This window comes from Ekhidna sp., assembly GCF_965228795.1.
Taxonomy (GTDB): Bacteria; Bacteroidota; Bacteroidia; order Cytophagales; family Cyclobacteriaceae; genus Ekhidna.
This window is the reverse complement of record NZ_OZ245839.1, coordinates 4,350,181-4,366,684: the sequence shown is the minus strand read 5'-3', so window position 1 is coordinate 4,366,684 and position 16,504 is coordinate 4,350,181. Positions and strand designations below refer to the sequence as shown.

The following is a 16,504-nucleotide window of genomic DNA, read 5'->3' as shown; positions in this document are numbered from 1 at the left end:
CTATGAAAGTGTACTTTGATAATGCTGCCACTACAGCAATTGATCTGGATGTATTTGAGGCAATGAAGCCTTACATGCTTGAACATTTCGGTAATCCATCTTCCATTCACTCGCATGGAAGACAAGTACGCACCGGCATTGAGCGCTCCAGGAAAAAAGTTGCAGATCTACTCAATGCTGCCCCTGCCGAGATTTTCTTTACTTCCGGCGGAACTGAAGCAGACAATACAGCGATCAGATGTACAGTCAGCGAAAAAGGCATCAAGCACATAGTCACAAGTAAAATAGAACATCATGCAGTGCTCCATACTGTTGAGTCTTTGGAAAAGAGGGGCATGAAAGTGAGTTATGTGGATTTGGATGAAAAAGGGCAGGTCAACTATGACCACCTGGAAAGCTTGCTTAAAAGCAATCCCAATACGCTGGTAACTTTGATGCATGCAAATAATGAAATAGGAAACCTGCTGGATCTGGAACGAGTAGGAGACATGTGTGAGGAATATCAGGCATGCTTTCATTCGGATACCGTGCAGAGTATGGCACACTATGCGCATGATATGTCTAAGCTCAAATTAGACTTTGCCGTTGGGTCGGCACATAAATTCCACGGACCGAAAGGTGTGGGTTTTTTGTATATCAATCATGAAAACAAAATCCATCCCTTTATACATGGAGGAGCACAAGAGCGAAACATGCGAGGTGGAACTGAGAATGTATATGGAATCGTAGGTCTCGCAAAGGCAATGGAAATAGCCTATGCTGACATGGAAGGCCATCGCAAGCACATAGAAGGACTTAAAACCCATATGATTGAAAAATTGAAAGCGACCATTGACGGAATCGCTTTTAATGGGGTATCTGATCAGCTCGACAAAAGTCTTTACACGGTTCTGAATGTGTGTTTACCTCCAAATGATGATAACGACATGCTGTTATTCAACTTGGATATAGAGGGTGTTTCAGCATCGGGAGGAAGTGCGTGTAGCAGTGGATCCAGCATTGGCTCTCATGTGCTTGCTGAGCTAGATCGGGATCAAAACAGAGGTGCTATTCGATTCTCTTTTAGCAAATACAACACCATCGAGGAGGTCGATTATGCGGTAGAAAAACTAGCGCAGCTTTACCAGCCGGAAACTGCTTGAAGTTTTACCTGATTCTGTCAGCGCTTCTCACCAATGCCTCATCTTTTCTAATGAACCGATTGGCAAGAAAATTATTCAGCATAGCTACGATTGGGAGATAGAAACCAATCAAGAATGTACCCTGAGCTTCAGGATCAAAAAGCTGATTAGCCTTCATGATATAAACGTAAGAACCTACGAGAACTCCCGCGGTAATGAGCGAGAAAAGGGCATTTAACTTCACTTGAGTCATTCGATTCTTGTATTTCGAAATGGAGAAAAACATCACCAGTGCGGCCACAATAGCTCCAGCTGAAATCCAAAAGGTGTCTTGTGTTCCCAACAATTGAACTTCACCTGTTTCTGTAATATGCTGCTCGTAACGTAGCTGAAAAGCATCCATTATGGCATATTCTCGCTTCTCTGCTTCGAAATTACTATCTGACTTTTCCCAGATAGGAAAAAATAGCATTAGGATCATTGCAATAGCAGCGATTGTCATGAAGATGGTTTGTACTCGTTGTAACATTTTTTTCTAGTTAGGATACTTTTTAATAAAAAGTCATTCTGAACTTGTTTCAGAATCTACTTAAATCATTGTGAAAGATACCGAATGCTCCACCCGGATAAATTCAGCATAACTTTAAATAACATTAAAGTTGCAAATATGAACGGAAACAACCATCAAATGGAAGGAATCCCCCAATTTTGTCGCCGTGAGATATTTCATAGACATAAGCTATCGAGGAACGACCTACAATGGCTGGCAAATACAACCAAATGGTGTGACAGTGCAGGAGGAAATTGAAAAAGCTTTGTCAACCATCTTAAAAAAAGAAAGTTCAATACTTGGAAGTGGCCGTACGGATACAGGAGTTCATGCCTCGCAGCAAATCGCTCACTTTGATACAGATCATAAAATTGATACAAGCCAACTGGTATTCAAACTCAATTCCTTTCTGGGGGATAGCATTGCGATAAATAGCATCAGACGAGTAAAAGATAATGTAAGTGCACGTTTTGAAGCAACTTCCAGAAAATATCACTATCACATTCATCAGTCAAAAGACCCATTTAAGGTAGGGTTGTCCTATTACTTTAAACCTGAATTGAATGTGGAGTTAATCAACAAAGCTTGTGATATTATTAAAGGTTGGAAGAACTTTGAGTGCTTTAGTAAGGTTCATACCGAGGTGAATCATTTCAATTGCGACATTTTCCAGACCAAGTGGATCCAAGACGAAACCAATCATTTATTTGAGGTTTCAGCAAACCGATTCTTGCGAGGGATGGTTCGTGCAATGGTAGGAACATTATTAAATGTAGGATTGGAAAAAACTTCAATCGATGATTTGCAGTTGATACTGGAGAGCAACGACAGACGCAAGGCTGGGAGGGCAGTACCACCTGAAGGATTGTATTTGCAAGAGGTGATTTACCCAACAGATATTTATTTAGACTAGAGACGATTGGAAAAAGAAAAAGCGAGCGGAAACATTGTAGACCTGACGGTTCTGAAAAGACTCTTCGTCTTTGCTAAACCATACATCGGAGTTTTTTATTTCCTGGTTTTCCTGACGATTGCTTTGAGTATAGCTGGTCCATTGCGACCATTACTTATACAAAAAGCCATAGATAATAATGTGGCCAATGGGGACTATCCGGGCCTGGTCAATATGATTCTCTTGTTGATTGGTCTTCTAATCTTTCAGGCGATCGTTCAGTACTTACATACCTTTTATTCAGGGTGGCTGGGTCAAAATATTATCAAGGACATCAGAATCAAGCTTTACCGTCACATTCAAAGCCTCAAACTAACCTTCTTTGATAAGACGCCTATCGGTCGATTGGTTACACGAAACGTTTCTGATATCGAAACATTGGCGGAAGTTTTTAGCACCGGGATTGCCGGCATCATTGCCGATGTAATGCAATTACTTGTGATTCTGGGGTTCATGTTTTGGATGGACTGGTCACTGACACTTGTGAGTTTATCCCTTTTGCCTATTCTGCTGTTCGCCACCTATGTGTTTAAAGAAAAGGTAAAGGTTGCCTTCAATGAAGTTCGGGCAGCAGTATCAAATTTAAATTCATTCGTTCAGGAGCACATCACGGGGATGAATATTGTTCAGATATTCAACAGCGAGAAGCGAGAGTTTGAGAAGTTCAAAGAAATCAATAAAGAGCACAGAAAAGCCAATATACGATCAGTGCTTTATTATGCCACATATTTCCCGGTGGCAGAAGTAATTCAGGCAGCTGGAATAGGCTTGATTGTATGGTACGGAGGAGGTCAAATGATTCAAGGCAATGTTGAGTTTGGGATGTTGATTGCATTCATTCTATACCTACAAATGTTCTTCCGACCAATCCGTATGATTGCCGATCGTTTCAATACGTTGCAGATGGGTATTGTTTCGTCCAATCGAATTCTAGACTTATTAGATAACCACGATCATATCCAAGACAATGGAACGTTTGATCCGGAGCATGTAAAAGGAGATGTGACCTTTGATAAGATTTGGTTCGCCTACGTTGAAGACGATTATGTATTAAAGGATATTTCGTTTGAAGTAAAATCAGGAGAAACGATTGCCCTCGTTGGAGCTACAGGTGCAGGAAAGTCCTCGGTGATTAATTTGTTGAGCAGGTTTTATGAGATAAGCAAAGGCAATATTTTCGTTGACGGGACGGATGTAAGAAAGTATGATCTAAAGAATCTCAGAAATCACATTGCAGTAGTCTTGCAAGATGTTTTCCTTTTTTCAGATTCGATTTACAATAACATAACTCTCAGAAACCCGGATATTTCAAGGGAGAAAGTGTTAGAAGCAGCAGAGATGGTGGGTGCATTGCCATTCATTGAAAAGCTACCCGGGGGACTTGATTACAATGTACAGGAACGAGGGGCAACACTTTCCGTCGGCCAGCGACAGCTGATTTCATTTGTGAGAGCGATGGTCTATGATCCAAAGATTATCGTACTCGATGAGGCTACATCGTCAGTTGATACTGAAACAGAAGAACTCATTCAGTCTGCCATTCAAAAGATGATGTATGGAAGAACCTCCATTGTGATTGCGCATAGGCTGTCTACCATTCAGAATGCCAATCAGATTTTAGTTCTGGATAAGGGGCAGATCGTTGAGCGAGGAAACCATGAAGAACTACTCGAAATAGATGGATATTATGCCCAACTTCATCAGATGCAATACAAAGAGGTGGCCAAAGCTGTCTGATTCACTCGTATATTTGGAACCATGAAGTATGCCAAGCAGCTATATTTAGCGATCATCGTTATTTGCGTCATTATCATTGCCTGGAGCACCTACTATACCCTTGGAGGCTTTGACCCTGTAGAAGTATTCGTGATGGAAGGTAGAGAGCGAACAGTAATTGGCAGAGAATACATCGAAAAATTCCCGAACGCAGATTTTCCCGCCCGGATGGAGGCAAATAGAGCAGCCATTGACTCAGGTAAGCTAAAGGGCATGTTCACTCTGGTGTTCTTTGAAAATGACACCATTGGACAAGATTCAATTCATTATTTCCTGGGCGCATCTGTTGATGAAATCAGTGATGTACTGAGGTTGCCTGCCGGGTATACCTACAAAGAGTTCAGAACCAATAAAATATTCAAGGTTTTCATGACACGGCACTGGCTTGTACGACCCAACAGGGAAGAAGTGGCAGAGCTTGTTGAAATAAAGGCGATTGAAGAAGGAGAAGTGCTACTTCCTTTTTGGTTTGAAATGTATTACCAGGATGAGAGCATGAGTGTCGAATATTGGGCGAAATAATTAGGCTACTTCTTCCCCTGCCAGTTGTTTGTCCTGCAATTCTTTATACGCACCACCTTTAGATAGCAACTCATCATGAGTACCTTGTTCCACTACTTTGCCATCATCCAACATTACCACTTTATCAGCTAGTTTGGCTGATGAAACCCGGTGTGAGATGATGATTGAAGTCCTGCCTTGCATGATTCGTTGCATGGCATTCAGAATGGCATTTTCAGTTTTGGTATCTACAGCAGACAATGCATCATCCAGAATCAAAATTTTAGGCTCACGTGCTATGGCTCTGGCAATAGAAACGCGTTGCTTTTGTCCTCCGGAAAGTGTAATACCTCTTTCTCCGAGACGTGTTTGAAATCCGTTTTTAAAGTCCTTGATATTGCTGAGCAAATCTGCGTCTTCCGCTGCTTTTTCAATTTCTGCCTTACTCATCTTTCGATTACCAAATGATATGTTGTTCTCGATACTATCTGAAAACAAGAAGACATCCTGAGGAACATATCCGATTTGACTTCTTAGGGAAGATAAGCTAAAGTCCTTCACTCCAATATTGTCAATAGCTATTTTCCCATTGTCAATATCGTAGAGCCGGCAGACCATATTTGCGATGGTGCTTTTTCCGGATCCGGTTGTGCCTACAATCGCGATGGATTCTCCTGGACTCACTTCAAAAGAAACATTCTTAAGCGCCTGAATGCCTGAGTCGGGATAAGTGAAACTTACATTATCAAATACGATGTGACCTTCGATTTCTTTCTCGATCTCCTTCTCTGAAATGATATCCGTTTTTGTATTTAAGAACTCATTGATTCGTTTTTGGGATGCAGCGGCTCTTTGGATGATGGACGTAATCCACCCCAAAGCTGTCACCGGCCAGGTTAGCATATTTACATAAATAATGAACTCTGCAATGTTACCCGTGCTCACCTCTCCATTGAATACCTGAATAGATCCAACCCACACAGTGAGAATAATGCTCAGCCCTATGAGCCCCATAATCAAAGGCATGAAAAGCGCCTGTACAAAGGATAGTTTTAGCGACTTATCTCGATAGTCAACACTTTCTGTTTCAAAGTTCTTAGCAACCTCTTCTTCTCTGACAAATGCTTTTATCACTCTGATTCCTGAAAATGCTTCCTGAACATAAGTTGAAAGACCGGATAAGCTTTCCTGAATCTCAGTGGACCGTTTATTGATGATGTTGCTTACGAAATAGATACTAATTGAAAGCACCGGAAGAGGTAACAGCGAGTAAAATGTCAAAGTTGGGTTAATGGAGATCATGTAAGGAATCACCATAAAGAATAAGGTGAAAAGGTTGATCCCGTACATGATTGCCGGCCCAACATACATCCTCACTTTACTTACATCCTCTGAAATTCGTGCCATCAGGTCGCCGGTGTTGTTCCTTCTGTAAAAGCTCAGTGGTAAGGTTTGATAGTGCTCAAATATTTCGTTTTTTAGGTCATATTCAATATGTCGTGACATCACAATGATCGTCTGACGCATAAAAAACAGGAACACACCTCTGAGCAATGCAGCTGTCAGAATCAAAACTGCCAAAATGACGATACTGGAGCCTATGATTCCTACTGTACTGTCCTGTAGTTCGAAACCCTCAAACGAAGAGAAAATGCCGTAGCTACGACCCAAAATATCGAAGGCATACCGAACGATTACAGCAGGAACAATCGCAAAGAAATTTGCAATTATTATGAATAAAGCACCGAAAATTAGGTGAAACTTATATTTGAGTAGGTATTTATTTAGGTATCCTAAGTCTTTCACAGAATTTTATAAAGGCCTGATAGCCAATGCGTTTTAGTTAAAATAGATATTTTTGCAACCCTTTTTCTTATGAGAGCAACTCTACTCGAGAAAGAAGGTTCAAAGTTAGATTAAAGTTCATTACAATGATAGATACACAACCCGAAGTAAAATCGAATAGCGTGTTTGATCAAATGGCAGATCTCCAGCACGAGCAAGTGGTTTTTTGTAGAGATGAGGAGACTGGATTAAAGGCGATCATTGCAATTCACAACACCGTTCTTGGCCCCTCAATGGGCGGCACCCGAATGTGGAATTATGCAACAGATGAAGAAGCGCTAAACGATGTGTTGAGACTTTCCAGAGGGATGACATTTAAATCTGCGCTCGCAGGATTGAACATTGGAGGAGGAAAGGCCGTGATCATCGGCGATGCACGCAAGATGAAGAACGAACCACTGATGAGACGCTTCGGGAAATTTGTAAACAGTCTTAATGGTAAATACTATACCGCTGAGGACATGAACATCACCATGCGTGATATCGAATACATGAGCATGGAGACTCCTTACGTAGTGGGTAAGCCGGAATACATGGGAGGATCAGGAGATCCTAGCCCTATGACTGCTTATGGCGTTTACATGGGGATGAAGGCCGGAGCGAAAAAAGCTTATGGGCTTGATTCTCTTGGTGGGAAGAATATTTTGGTTCAAGGAGCAGGGCAAGTAGGAAAGTACCTCGTAGACCATCTGATTGAGGAAAATGCCAATGTGTTTATCGCAGATATTTTTGATGACAAAATCAAAGCGATTACTGATAAGCACTCAAAAGTTTCGGTTGTAGATCCGAATAAGGTTTTCCAAATGGAGATGGATATTTACTCTCCATGCGCCATGGGAGCAACGCTCAACGATGATACCATTGCCGAATTAAAATGTGCGGTGGTGGCAGGAGCGGCAAACAACCAACTGGCGGATGAGCAAAAGCACAGTGCGATGCTGAGTGATCACGGCATAGTTTATTGTCCTGATTTTCTGATTAACTCAGGAGGTATCGCCAATGTGTATCACGAATACCTGGGCAACTATAATAAAGATCGAGTGATCGCTTCGACTGAACATATTTACAATGTTTGTCTAGAAGTGCTACATCACTCTGAAGACAACAATATAGGGTCTCACGAGGCTGCTTTAGAGCTTGCTTTAAAGCGAATCGATGCGATTGGAAAAGTAAAACTTGGAGAATAAGGAATAATCTCACATCTTCAGTAGCCGAAAGCGGACGACTGGTAACATTTGAAATAGGGATAAGTAGGGCGTAAATGCCGAATTAACATGCTAAACAGAAGAATACTTAGAGTAAAAGCCATGCAGGCATTATATGGATATTTCACGGCGGTGGAGTCCATGAAAGAGGTGAAAAGAAACGAGTTGGAGGAGATGCACGCACTGGATCCTGCAAAGCATGATTTTGCTGATAAAGCCCTTTTTGAGGCTCGAAAAAAGCAGGCTGTCAAGCTCTTTAATGCAAATTTACTGGCTGGTAGAATTGAAAATCCGGGTGATGCAGAAGCTGAGGTAGTGGCAAATGTGAATAACGCCCTGTCAGAATTTGAAAATCAAATACATAAAGAAGCCAGGGTACGAAAAAACGATATGATGAAAGAGGCCGAAAGGCTTCAGGACACTTATCTGAAATTACTACTCCTCCCGATCGAAATAGAGCAGAGAGAAAAGTTGGATAGTGAGAAGGAGGATAAAGCCTACATCGCCAAAGAGAAAAAACAATATCCCTTCATTGGTAATTCCATTGTAAAAACGCTGAAAGAATCCGAGCTGCTTCAGAAAGAGGTTGCAAGAGCTAGCATAAGTTGGGATAATGAGCAGGATGATATAAAAAGCTGGTATCGAGAACAAATCAGAACTGCTGAGCCACTACAGCATTTTTTTGGAGGTAAGAAGACGGAAGAATTGCCCGACAATGATATTGTTCTTGAGCTATTCAAACGTGTTGTTTTCAAAAATGAAGCGATCACTTCTTATTTAGAGATCAATCATTTGCATTGGGTAGAAAACCAGCCAATCGTCAAAAGTATGGTTGTAAAAACCATCAAAGGGTTGCAGGATGGGGAAGAACTGGAGCTTGCAGAGCTAACCAAAAACGGTGAAGAGGATTTTAAGTTTTTGGAGCGATTATTCATGGATGTGATTAACCAAAATGAATTTCTTGAAGAGATTATTCAAAGCAAGACCATGAATTGGGATGTAGACCGGATAGCGCTGACGGATAGAGTGATTTTGAAGCTTGCTTTAGTGGAAATGATGAATTCGCCAAGCATTCCTGTCAAGGTCACCATCAATGAAGCTATTGAGATCTCAAAAATGTACAGCACACCAAAAAGCAAACAATTTGTAAACGGCGTTTTGGATGTACTCTCAAACGAACTAACTTCGAGTGGTAAAATTCGTAAGAGCGGTAGAGGCCTTATCGATAACAAATAATGGAAAGTATTGTAATTCAGGCGGATTCTAAAGAGACTAAAGCCCTTTTTGAAAAGTTGGCTAGCAAAATGGGGTTGAATTTTAGAAATTTGGATGCGAAATTTCTTGAGGAAATAGAGGAGGTGGCGATGGGAGTAGCGATAAAGGAGGGAGAGACAACTGATTTTGTTTCTGAGGAAGAAGTGAGAAAAGCACTTGGTTAATGAAGGTCGATTTTCGCTCGAGTTTCCTTAAGGATATTAATAGGTTAAAAGATCGAAAAGTAAGACGTAAAATAGACCAGCTTTTAGATCAGGTTAAATCATGTAAAAGCATAGAGGAGGTTTCTAACCTGAAAAAGCTGAAAGGGTATCAGAATTTTTATAGAGTTAGAATTGGTAATTATAGAATTGGAATAGTGGTAAATAATGATACATTGGTTTTTACCAGGGTATTACATCGAAAGGAGATTTATCGTTATTTTCCATAAATAAACAAATACAACAATGAGTAGAGCAGGTGGTTCTTTTTTTGCATTTCTATTAGGAGTAGTTACAGGAGGTGTCCTAGGTATCCTATATGCACCGGATAAAGGCACCAACACACGTGATAAGCTCACTTTTCAGCTGGATAAGCTAAAAAATCAGCTGGAAGGTTTTGTCAAAGAAGTCTCTGACGGGAAGGAAGTATTTGGCAATGATGCCAAGAATCAGGGAGAGAAAATCGTAAAGGACGCAAAAGACAAAGCAGAGCGTTTATTGGATGATGTAAACGGACTCATAAGCCAAATCCAGAAGGATTAACATATCCTTTAACATTTCATTAAGAATTTTGAAACCATATCTTAAGTAGATTTGTATTTTGATATGAAAAGAAACCCTCTGTGCAGGAGGTTACTTTTCGACTCAATCAGGTATGAGATTTAAACAACTAGAAAAATGAAAATAGCAAAAATCGTTTTAGGAGTGATCGTAGCAGTTGGCTTGGCTAGCTGTGGCAACAGCGATATGGAATCCAGAATTACAAAGCTGGAAGGTAGAGTAGCAGCACTAGAAGGTAAAGGTGGAGTAGCACGCGCAAATCCAACAGCGCAACCAGTTGCAGTGAATAACACCACGCCTGCAGCAGCACCTGCAGAAAAGCCTGAAGGTCCACTTCCGGCTATCAAGTTTGAAAAAGAACTTCATGATTTCGGTACAATCAAAGATGGAGATGTAGTTGAGCACGTATTTTCTTTCGTAAATGAAGGAGAAGCTCCATTGATCATCTCAGATGCAAAAGCAACATGCGGATGTACAGTGCCTGAGTGGCCAAGAGAGCCAATCCCAGTAGGAGAGACAGGTGAAATCAAGGTTAGGTTCAATAGTAAGAACAAGCCTGGAGTTCAAAACAAAACAGTTACTCTTACTGCTAACACCTGGCCTACAACTCAGCGAGTAAGAATTAAAGCCAATGTGGTGAAGGAAGGAGAATAAGTCCTCGATACCACATCAAATTTTATTAACATTGCCCCCTGACGTTTACAGTCAGGGGTTTTTTATTTCAATAAACAGATAAGATGCATACAGTATTATTACAAGCAGGAGGTAGTGATTTCACTTCTTTTTTGCCGATCATTGGAATGATCGCGATATTCTATTTCTTTTTTATTCGTCCTCAGCAGCGTAAGCAAAAAGAGACCAAGAGATACCTTGAAGAAATCAAAAAAGGAGACATGGTAGTTACCGTTGGTGGTATACATGGCAAAATCATGGAAGTTTCCGATACTACCGTTCTAATTGACGTGGACAGAGGAACGAAATTGCTTGTAGAGAAAGCCTCTATTTCGCTGGAGGCGAGCAAGCGTTTAAATGATAAGCCTGAGAAAAAAGATAAAAAGTGATTTAGGTTATGATTCCTAAAATATTAAGTAACTGGAAGGTAGTGCTTCTCTCATTTTTGGGAGCCACTACCTTTTGGTTTTTTAGTGCTTTGGGTAAAGACTATAACTACCGTATCCAGCACCCGATAGAGTTTGTCTATAACTCAGACAGCCTTATTGCGGTTAAACCACTTCCTGAATTTATAGAGATTGATGTGTCAGGAGGAGGCTGGGACCTCTTTAGAGAGACATTTTGGTTTGGTGAGCCTATTATATTCGAGTTGGATAATCCGGCCGCCATTCGCTACTTAACCCGCCCTACAATTCTTCCCATTGTTTCTGATCAGCTGGATGAGTATCGGGTAAACTTTCTTTTCACTGACACACTCTATATCGACATTGATAGGAAAATATCAAAGAAGGTCGATTTAAAGATAGATTCAGCAGCTATTAGCATGGATGAAGACTATCGAATCATCTCGCCCATTGTATTAATCCCTGATACAGCAATCATACATGGGCCATCCAGCTTTATCGATACACTCGATCAGAAACTGGTAATCAAACTCGAAGCTGAAAGCATTGATAAGAATTTTGATCGCTTTGTCAAAATGGGACTTCCGGAGGAGTATGAGATACACTCCAATCCCCCTACGGTGAGTGTTCGTTTTGAGGTAGATCGGTTTGATCAATTGGAAATCGCTACCACGGTAGAACTGCAAAATTTCCCTCAAGATTCATCTGTTTATGTTGCAGACCCAAATGTTCAGGTTCGCTTTGTAGTTCAGCAGGAGCTAAGGGAGGACTATTTTACTGATGATTTCAAAGTGGTGGTTGATTATAACCTGATCAATAAATCTGACTCTACAGCACCTGCCATTGTAGTATACCATCCGGAGCATGTTATCGAGGTAGAAACAGTACCTGATTCATTAGCTATCACTTATGCCAAATAAGCAGCTTTTCATCGGAATTACCGGAGGAATAGGCTCGGGCAAAACCACAGTTTGTAGAGTTTTCGAAGTTCTAGGTGCTAAAACTTATTATGCCGATGATCGTGCCAAAATGCTCATGCATTCGGATGAGAAGTTAGTTTCACAAATCAAGGAACTCTTCGGAGAAGAAGCTTATGTAGATGGAAAGCTTGACAGGAAATATATTGCTGAAAAAGTGTTCAAAGATGATGCCCTGCTTGAGAAGCTAAACGGTCTTGTACACCCGGCTGTAGGTATGGATGTCGAGCAATGGCGTAATGAAAACCCTGATGCTGACTTATTGCTTAAAGAAGCAGCTCTGCTTTTTGAAACCGGCTCTTATAAAGCGCTTGATAAAAATATTCTGGTGACTGCACCGGAAGAAGTGAGAATAGAGCGAGTTGTTTCTAGAGATAAGCATAGAAATCGGAGTGATGTTAAGGCCATCATCGACAAGCAAATGAGCGATGAGGAAAAAAGACCATTAGCTGACTATGTGGTCAATAATGATGGCAGTGAGTCAATCATCAAGCAAGTGATGAAAATTTATCAGGAACTAGTCGTCACATAGGACTTTCTCAAACTCATCAATGGTATACGCTTTTGATAGGATCAAATTTCCCTTTTGGTCTATGTAGCTGACCACATGAAAGCCTGCCTTGCTCAAATGCTGATCCGCAAAGAGGACCGGATGATCTGCATTTCCAACATTGAATATATCTGTGAATTCTGGAGTCAACAATTCACCATAACGATTGCTGAGCAACCCGTACTTTCCATCCTTAATGAAGCGATATATGTTGTGTTCAGACGCTTCTACAAGTAATTTTACACTCTCGAATGGTTCGAAAACAGGATCTTCATTACCATCGATAATGGAATACGCTTGATTTTTTTTAACAAGGTAGGTAGAGTCATTCCACATATTTATTTCGTCATAATTAAACGATATCACTTCCTGACTGGCAAAGTCAATTACCCCATACTTACCTTCTTTTTTTGCTAAATAGTGCTCTTTTATCCGAGTAAGACGAGATTCATAACCAGTCTCTATTAGCTCGTTTATTATAGGGTCATAGCAGCCTATTTTACCATCGATAAGCGTTAAAATGAGACCGTTTTTTTCATCCAGATTATTAAATACCGGATTTAGAATCCAGTCTCCATTGGTGTGGATCAGGCCTTGCTTTCCTCTGATTTGAACCTTAAGCAGTGTGTCGTTTAAGAATGATATGCTTTCGAAATTATTCGACAAAACTTCATTTCCATCCTTGTCAAATAAGCGTATTGCATTATCACTTTTGATTCGTAGATATTCGGATCTTTCCGGAAAAGCCAGCACATTCTCATCCGAAAGCGTTAGCTCTTTGCCGGATGAAAAAAGAACTGTTCGTTCATCGCCCTCAAGAAGAATGACTGAATAATCAGTCACCAACTTGATGGAATCATACCCCCGTGATGGTAATACCTCTTTTATCCTGGGCAGTAACATCCAGTCTTGATCTGTTTTAATTGCTAGCCATCCATTATTGGACTCTAAATATTTATAATGCTGATCCATGATATCAGCCTCAGCAGGGTTATATAATCGATATCCCTGCTCAGATTTTAAATACCACCCAGACTCTTCCGGATATATTTCATACTCTCCCCAGGGTATAAGAAAGTTTAAAGTGGAATCAAGCAGGCATTCTCTTTCTCCTCTAAACCCAATCAACGCATTGTTATTAACCAATTCAATGTCATCGAATTTAAATTCCAAAGACAGGCCTTTGTCTTCAATTTCATCTAAAATATCAGCTTTCGTATATGCAGCAAGGCGCTGGTCTTTTTCAAAAACATAAAAAGTACCAAGTTTATAAATTTCATCGTATCGACTCTCGGCAATTTGAAAACCTAGAATGGTCACAAGACCCCATTTGCCATTCTGACGCACACTGATCCAGTCGTTATCCAGTGGCTTTGCATCTTCTATTGATTCATCAAGAATCTGGAATCCACTTTTATGATAGAGCCATTTATCCTTATTTCTCTGAATGATGCCAACCTCTTCGCGTATTGATTGATAATTCTCAATGTCGTCCAGCACTACCTGACCAATTTTTGTAATGACTTTACCGCTTTCATTCGCTTTTACATAGATCCAGTCATCTTCGATTAGCTCACATTTATATGGATCAGGGATCTCATCAAATACTGGCTCAATTCGCTTAACTCCCTCTGTATCATAAAATCCTAGTCTGCTGTTATTAACAATTGGGAAAAGCTGAATTTTAGCAAGGTCAGCGATCAAGTCTATCGAATCTTTCAGTGGGTGAAGCATCAAGGACTCACTCGGAGATTTGTAATACAATACATCAGCAGCTCGCTTGCTCAGATGGTCCACTTTGGACAAGGCAAGAAATTCTTTCAGGCTTTGTGTGCTTCCTGATGCCGTAGAAACTTTTAAGATATAAGCCTCAACATCGCTTCGAAATCGAGTTAGTGGATAGGTATCAAGAAAGGAGTAGTAATCGTTAAGTGTTCCGGATTTTCTCAGCCTATTCACCCGCAAGTGATCAAGGATCGAATCTGCCTTAGGTTTAAAAACGGATGTTGGGTTCTTTTCAATAAATGAGATAAATGCCTCCTGTGACCCAATTTGCCGGGCTCTTTTGAATTGCATACTATCCACTTTGAATGTAAGTATATCGTCGTATACAGATTCGGGATAAATGGCTTGAAAGCTTGTGGCTGTTTCAATTGAGAGATTCTGAAGGGTACGTTGAAATATTTTATCCCTTATTTGATCAAATAACTCCCTGATTTTTTCTTTAGTGATGCCGTCTTCTTTCAAGTCCTCAAGTTGAGAGGCATCAGCTTTATTTAGTTTTTCCCATGCAATATATATGATAAGTCGTGCTGAGTCTACGCTGTAATTCTTGTAGGCCGGATCGAAAAGCAATTTTGCTTGATAATAGCTTACCCCTGCGTTTTGGGGCTCTTTTTCAAGTCCTTTAATAATTAGTTCCTCGGCTTTTTCATACTCTTTTTTTTCCAATGCTTTCTGTATTCTGTCTACAGTACCAAACAGAATCAACTGCATCAACACGATAAATCCGAATGAATAATGAAGCATATTTCAAGGGCAAGATAACGCAACTATTGGTTTCAATGTTCTCAAAAGGTTTCAATCATTTAGTGATAAGAAAATCGAAATTCATAGGGAAAAAACTGAATTATCTGATTATATTTACTATCTACATTTACAGGCGAGTAAATTAGGCGGTGATTAGATTCGGATTTTCCGGATCGAAAGTTCGATCCAACCAGCATATTGGGATCGGCTATGGGAGTACGAAGGTGCTCCCTTTTTTTGTGCCTAATCCAGTTTGAACTCAAGCTTTAATTCTTCGGCCGAAGGTGTACGCTCTGTCCCTTCCAAGTCGAATGCATAATGCGGCGTATTGCCACACACGTCTTCCAGGCGTGGGTCGATGAGCATTTCTAATGTTTCAGAATCATCGAGTTGCCACAGAATTCGGAATTTTTCCGGACTATCAAACTCTACCCTGGAAGGTAAAATTTGACCACTTTCGCCCCGTACAAATAACATACGCTTCGCTAATGGCTGATCCAGTGGGTGATCAGTTACCACATGTAAAACACCAATGTTTTTGCGCTCTGCTCTCAAGGCCCAGCTATTGATATTCATGGCGCGTTCCAAGGGATTGGTAGCGTTGATGGTTTGTGTAAAGGCCGATTTCAGAGGCTCTCCGCTGGCTCCCTTCCATTCCTTATTGATTTTCAATGTGTAGCTATTTCCAGCCTTTAGCACATCTCCAAGTGTCATGTTTGGTCCAACGCCTTGTTTCACTCTACCCGGATGCAATAATAGTGTTAGACGGGTGTGATTGATATTCCAAAGTCCTTCCGGAATGATAACGAATGGATCTACCAACTCTTTACCGCTATTATCTACAATCGAAATAAATTCATAGGGGTTTTGTAAGCTCATTGGAGCGGAGAAATAGACATAGAATCGCAGCAAATTAGAAGGGACTTCTTCTAGTCTCGGGATAAATGAAATGACTTCCGGCTGTGTGGTTGCCGGTGGATCAAATGAGGCAATATCTGTATACTCGGCTTCCTCTGCTATGTTTTCGTCCAATAGTGCGTTTAGTTTAGGATACGAGAAGGTGATGTAATATTGAACCTTAGGATCAGGAAGAAATTTAGGTTTAAAAGAAAGGTGGTTTTCAGCAATGCTGTATGTTCCTAATACCGCAGGAGCTCCGGGAGAGGTTTGAACAAAGAAGAAGGAAGACCACTCACTGAAACTAAAGTTTTCTTTTTCAATGAGTCTTACAATCTCCTCCGGTACTAACCGAGTAGTTATCGTACCATAATCTTTTGTTTGAGGTAAGGTTTTGGCGGTGAAAAAGCTCTGACCAGTTGCAGTAGTTGCAATAAGGAAAAAATAAAGGAGGCACAAGTGGCCTCCCTTTTTGAATGTTGATTTCAT

17 protein-coding genes are annotated in these 16,504 nt (G+C 40.6%); 13 read left to right on the top strand and 4 right to left on the bottom strand.

Annotation, left to right across the window (positions count from 1 at the left end; all coding sequences use genetic code 11):
- Positions 1–2: 2 nt before the first annotated feature.
- The gene (locus tag ACQK2H_RS19700; RefSeq protein ID WP_425393102.1) at positions 3–1,142 is read left to right on the top strand and encodes a cysteine desulfurase family protein; all 1,140 of its coding nucleotides are present in this window, start codon (positions 3–5) and stop codon (positions 1,140–1,142) included.
- Positions 1,143–1,146: 4 nt separating this feature from the next.
- On the opposite strand, the gene ACQK2H_RS19695 is transcribed toward ACQK2H_RS19700, so the two are convergent.
- On the bottom strand, positions 1,147–1,650 hold the full coding sequence (locus ACQK2H_RS19695) for a DUF4293 domain-containing protein (RefSeq protein ID WP_425393101.1): 504 nt from the start codon (positions 1,648–1,650) through the stop codon (positions 1,147–1,149).
- Positions 1,651–1,837: 187 nt separating this feature from the next.
- Here ACQK2H_RS19695 and truA point away from each other — a divergent pair, with 187 nt between their 5' ends.
- The 3 genes from truA to ACQK2H_RS19680 are packed head-to-tail and all read left to right on the top strand — an operon-like array spanning position 1,838 to position 4,921.
- Positions 1,838–2,584 (top strand): tRNA pseudouridine(38-40) synthase TruA, encoded by a 747-nt coding sequence (truA, locus tag ACQK2H_RS19690; protein ID WP_425393100.1) that lies wholly within the window; start codon positions 1,838–1,840, stop codon positions 2,582–2,584.
- 6 nt (positions 2,585–2,590) lie between these two features.
- Positions 2,591–4,360, top strand: a complete 1,770-nt coding sequence (locus ACQK2H_RS19685; protein WP_425393099.1) for an ABC transporter ATP-binding protein — start codon at positions 2,591–2,593, stop codon at positions 4,358–4,360.
- Between the two features lie 21 nt (positions 4,361–4,381).
- On the top strand, positions 4,382–4,921 hold the full coding sequence (locus ACQK2H_RS19680) for a hypothetical protein (protein ID WP_425393098.1): 540 nt from the start codon (positions 4,382–4,384) through the stop codon (positions 4,919–4,921).
- On the opposite strand, the gene ACQK2H_RS19675 is transcribed toward ACQK2H_RS19680, so the two are convergent.
- Positions 4,922–6,706 carry an ABC transporter ATP-binding protein gene (locus ACQK2H_RS19675; protein ID WP_425393097.1) on the bottom strand — a complete coding sequence of 595 codons (1,785 nt, stop codon included), beginning with the start codon at positions 6,704–6,706 and terminating at the stop codon, positions 4,922–4,924.
- Between the two features lie 125 nt (positions 6,707–6,831).
- Between ACQK2H_RS19675 and ACQK2H_RS19670 the strand changes: the two genes are divergently transcribed.
- From ACQK2H_RS19670 to coaE, 9 genes are all read left to right on the top strand, one after another.
- On the top strand, positions 6,832–7,932 hold the full coding sequence (locus ACQK2H_RS19670; protein WP_425393096.1) for a Glu/Leu/Phe/Val family dehydrogenase: 1,101 nt from the start codon (positions 6,832–6,834) through the stop codon (positions 7,930–7,932).
- A gap of 87 nt (positions 7,933–8,019) precedes the next feature.
- A complete protein-coding gene (gene nusB / locus ACQK2H_RS19665) occupies positions 8,020–9,186 on the top strand; it encodes a transcription antitermination factor NusB (protein ID WP_425393095.1) in 1,167 nt (388 codons plus the stop codon).
- A complete protein-coding gene (locus tag ACQK2H_RS19660; protein ID WP_425393094.1) occupies positions 9,186–9,389 on the top strand; it encodes a hypothetical protein in 204 nt (67 codons plus the stop codon). Before nusB ends, ACQK2H_RS19660 begins: the two co-directional genes overlap by 1 nt.
- On the top strand, positions 9,389–9,655 hold the full coding sequence (locus tag ACQK2H_RS19655; RefSeq protein ID WP_425393093.1) for a type II toxin-antitoxin system RelE family toxin: 267 nt from the start codon (positions 9,389–9,391) through the stop codon (positions 9,653–9,655). The genes ACQK2H_RS19660 and ACQK2H_RS19655 overlap by 1 nt, the downstream gene beginning before the upstream one ends.
- Positions 9,656–9,671: 16 nt before the next feature.
- Positions 9,672–9,968 (top strand): YtxH domain-containing protein, encoded by a 297-nt coding sequence (locus ACQK2H_RS19650; protein WP_425393092.1) that lies wholly within the window; start codon positions 9,672–9,674, stop codon positions 9,966–9,968.
- Between the two features lie 135 nt (positions 9,969–10,103).
- The gene (locus ACQK2H_RS19645; protein ID WP_425393091.1) at positions 10,104–10,640 is read left to right on the top strand and encodes a DUF1573 domain-containing protein; all 537 of its coding nucleotides are present in this window, start codon (positions 10,104–10,106) and stop codon (positions 10,638–10,640) included.
- A gap of 83 nt (positions 10,641–10,723) precedes the next feature.
- Positions 10,724–11,047 carry a preprotein translocase subunit YajC gene (gene yajC, locus ACQK2H_RS19640; protein ID WP_425393090.1) on the top strand — a complete coding sequence of 108 codons (324 nt, stop codon included), beginning with the start codon at positions 10,724–10,726 and terminating at the stop codon, positions 11,045–11,047.
- Between the two features lie 8 nt (positions 11,048–11,055).
- Positions 11,056–11,982: a hypothetical protein gene (locus ACQK2H_RS19635; RefSeq protein WP_425393089.1), complete on the top strand. Its 927-nt coding sequence runs from the start codon at positions 11,056–11,058 to the stop codon at positions 11,980–11,982.
- Entirely contained in the window at positions 11,972–12,571 is a 600-nt protein-coding gene (gene coaE, locus ACQK2H_RS19630) for a dephospho-CoA kinase (RefSeq protein WP_425393088.1), read from the top strand. The genes ACQK2H_RS19635 and coaE overlap by 11 nt, the downstream gene beginning before the upstream one ends.
- Here coaE and ACQK2H_RS19625 read toward each other — a convergent pair.
- Both ACQK2H_RS19625 and ACQK2H_RS19620 read right to left on the bottom strand, forming a co-directional pair.
- Positions 12,557–15,118, bottom strand: a complete 2,562-nt coding sequence (locus ACQK2H_RS19625; RefSeq protein WP_425393087.1) for a WG repeat-containing protein — start codon at positions 15,116–15,118, stop codon at positions 12,557–12,559. The genes coaE and ACQK2H_RS19625 overlap by 15 nt on opposite strands.
- 243 nt (positions 15,119–15,361) lie before the next feature.
- A complete protein-coding gene (locus ACQK2H_RS19620) occupies positions 15,362–16,504 on the bottom strand; it encodes a hypothetical protein (RefSeq protein ID WP_425393086.1) in 1,143 nt (380 codons plus the stop codon).

What these genes read in the sequence shown, in the direction of transcription:
- yajC (WP_425393090.1), top strand. Translation starts at nt 10,724, where the DNA reads ATGCATACAGTATTATTACAAGCAGGAGGTAGTGATTTCACTTCTTTT.
- coaE (WP_425393088.1), top strand. Translation starts at nt 11,972, where the DNA reads ATGCCAAATAAGCAGCTTTTCATCGGAATTACCGGAGGAATAGGCTCG.
- nusB (WP_425393095.1), top strand. Translation starts at nt 8,020, where the DNA reads ATGCTAAACAGAAGAATACTTAGAGTAAAAGCCATGCAGGCATTATAT.
- ACQK2H_RS19645 (WP_425393091.1), top strand. Translation starts at nt 10,104, where the DNA reads ATGAAAATAGCAAAAATCGTTTTAGGAGTGATCGTAGCAGTTGGCTTG.
- ACQK2H_RS19650 (WP_425393092.1), top strand. Translation starts at nt 9,672, where the DNA reads ATGAGTAGAGCAGGTGGTTCTTTTTTTGCATTTCTATTAGGAGTAGTT.
- ACQK2H_RS19700 (WP_425393102.1), top strand. Translation starts at nt 3, where the DNA reads ATGAAAGTGTACTTTGATAATGCTGCCACTACAGCAATTGATCTGGAT.
- ACQK2H_RS19670 (WP_425393096.1), top strand. Translation starts at nt 6,832, where the DNA reads ATGATAGATACACAACCCGAAGTAAAATCGAATAGCGTGTTTGATCAA.
- ACQK2H_RS19655 (WP_425393093.1), top strand. Translation starts at nt 9,389, where the DNA reads ATGAAGGTCGATTTTCGCTCGAGTTTCCTTAAGGATATTAATAGGTTA.
- ACQK2H_RS19680 (WP_425393098.1), top strand. Translation starts at nt 4,382, where the DNA reads ATGAAGTATGCCAAGCAGCTATATTTAGCGATCATCGTTATTTGCGTC.
- ACQK2H_RS19625 (WP_425393087.1), bottom strand. Translation starts at nt 15,118, where the DNA reads ATGCTTCATTATTCATTCGGATTTATCGTGTTGATGCAGTTGATTCTG.
- ACQK2H_RS19620 (WP_425393086.1), bottom strand. Translation starts at nt 16,504, where the DNA reads ATGAAATCAACATTCAAAAAGGGAGGCCACTTGTGCCTCCTTTATTTT.
- ACQK2H_RS19635 (WP_425393089.1), top strand. Translation starts at nt 11,056, where the DNA reads ATGATTCCTAAAATATTAAGTAACTGGAAGGTAGTGCTTCTCTCATTT.
- ACQK2H_RS19660 (WP_425393094.1), top strand. Translation starts at nt 9,186, where the DNA reads ATGGAAAGTATTGTAATTCAGGCGGATTCTAAAGAGACTAAAGCCCTT.
- ACQK2H_RS19695 (WP_425393101.1), bottom strand. Translation starts at nt 1,650, where the DNA reads ATGTTACAACGAGTACAAACCATCTTCATGACAATCGCTGCTATTGCA.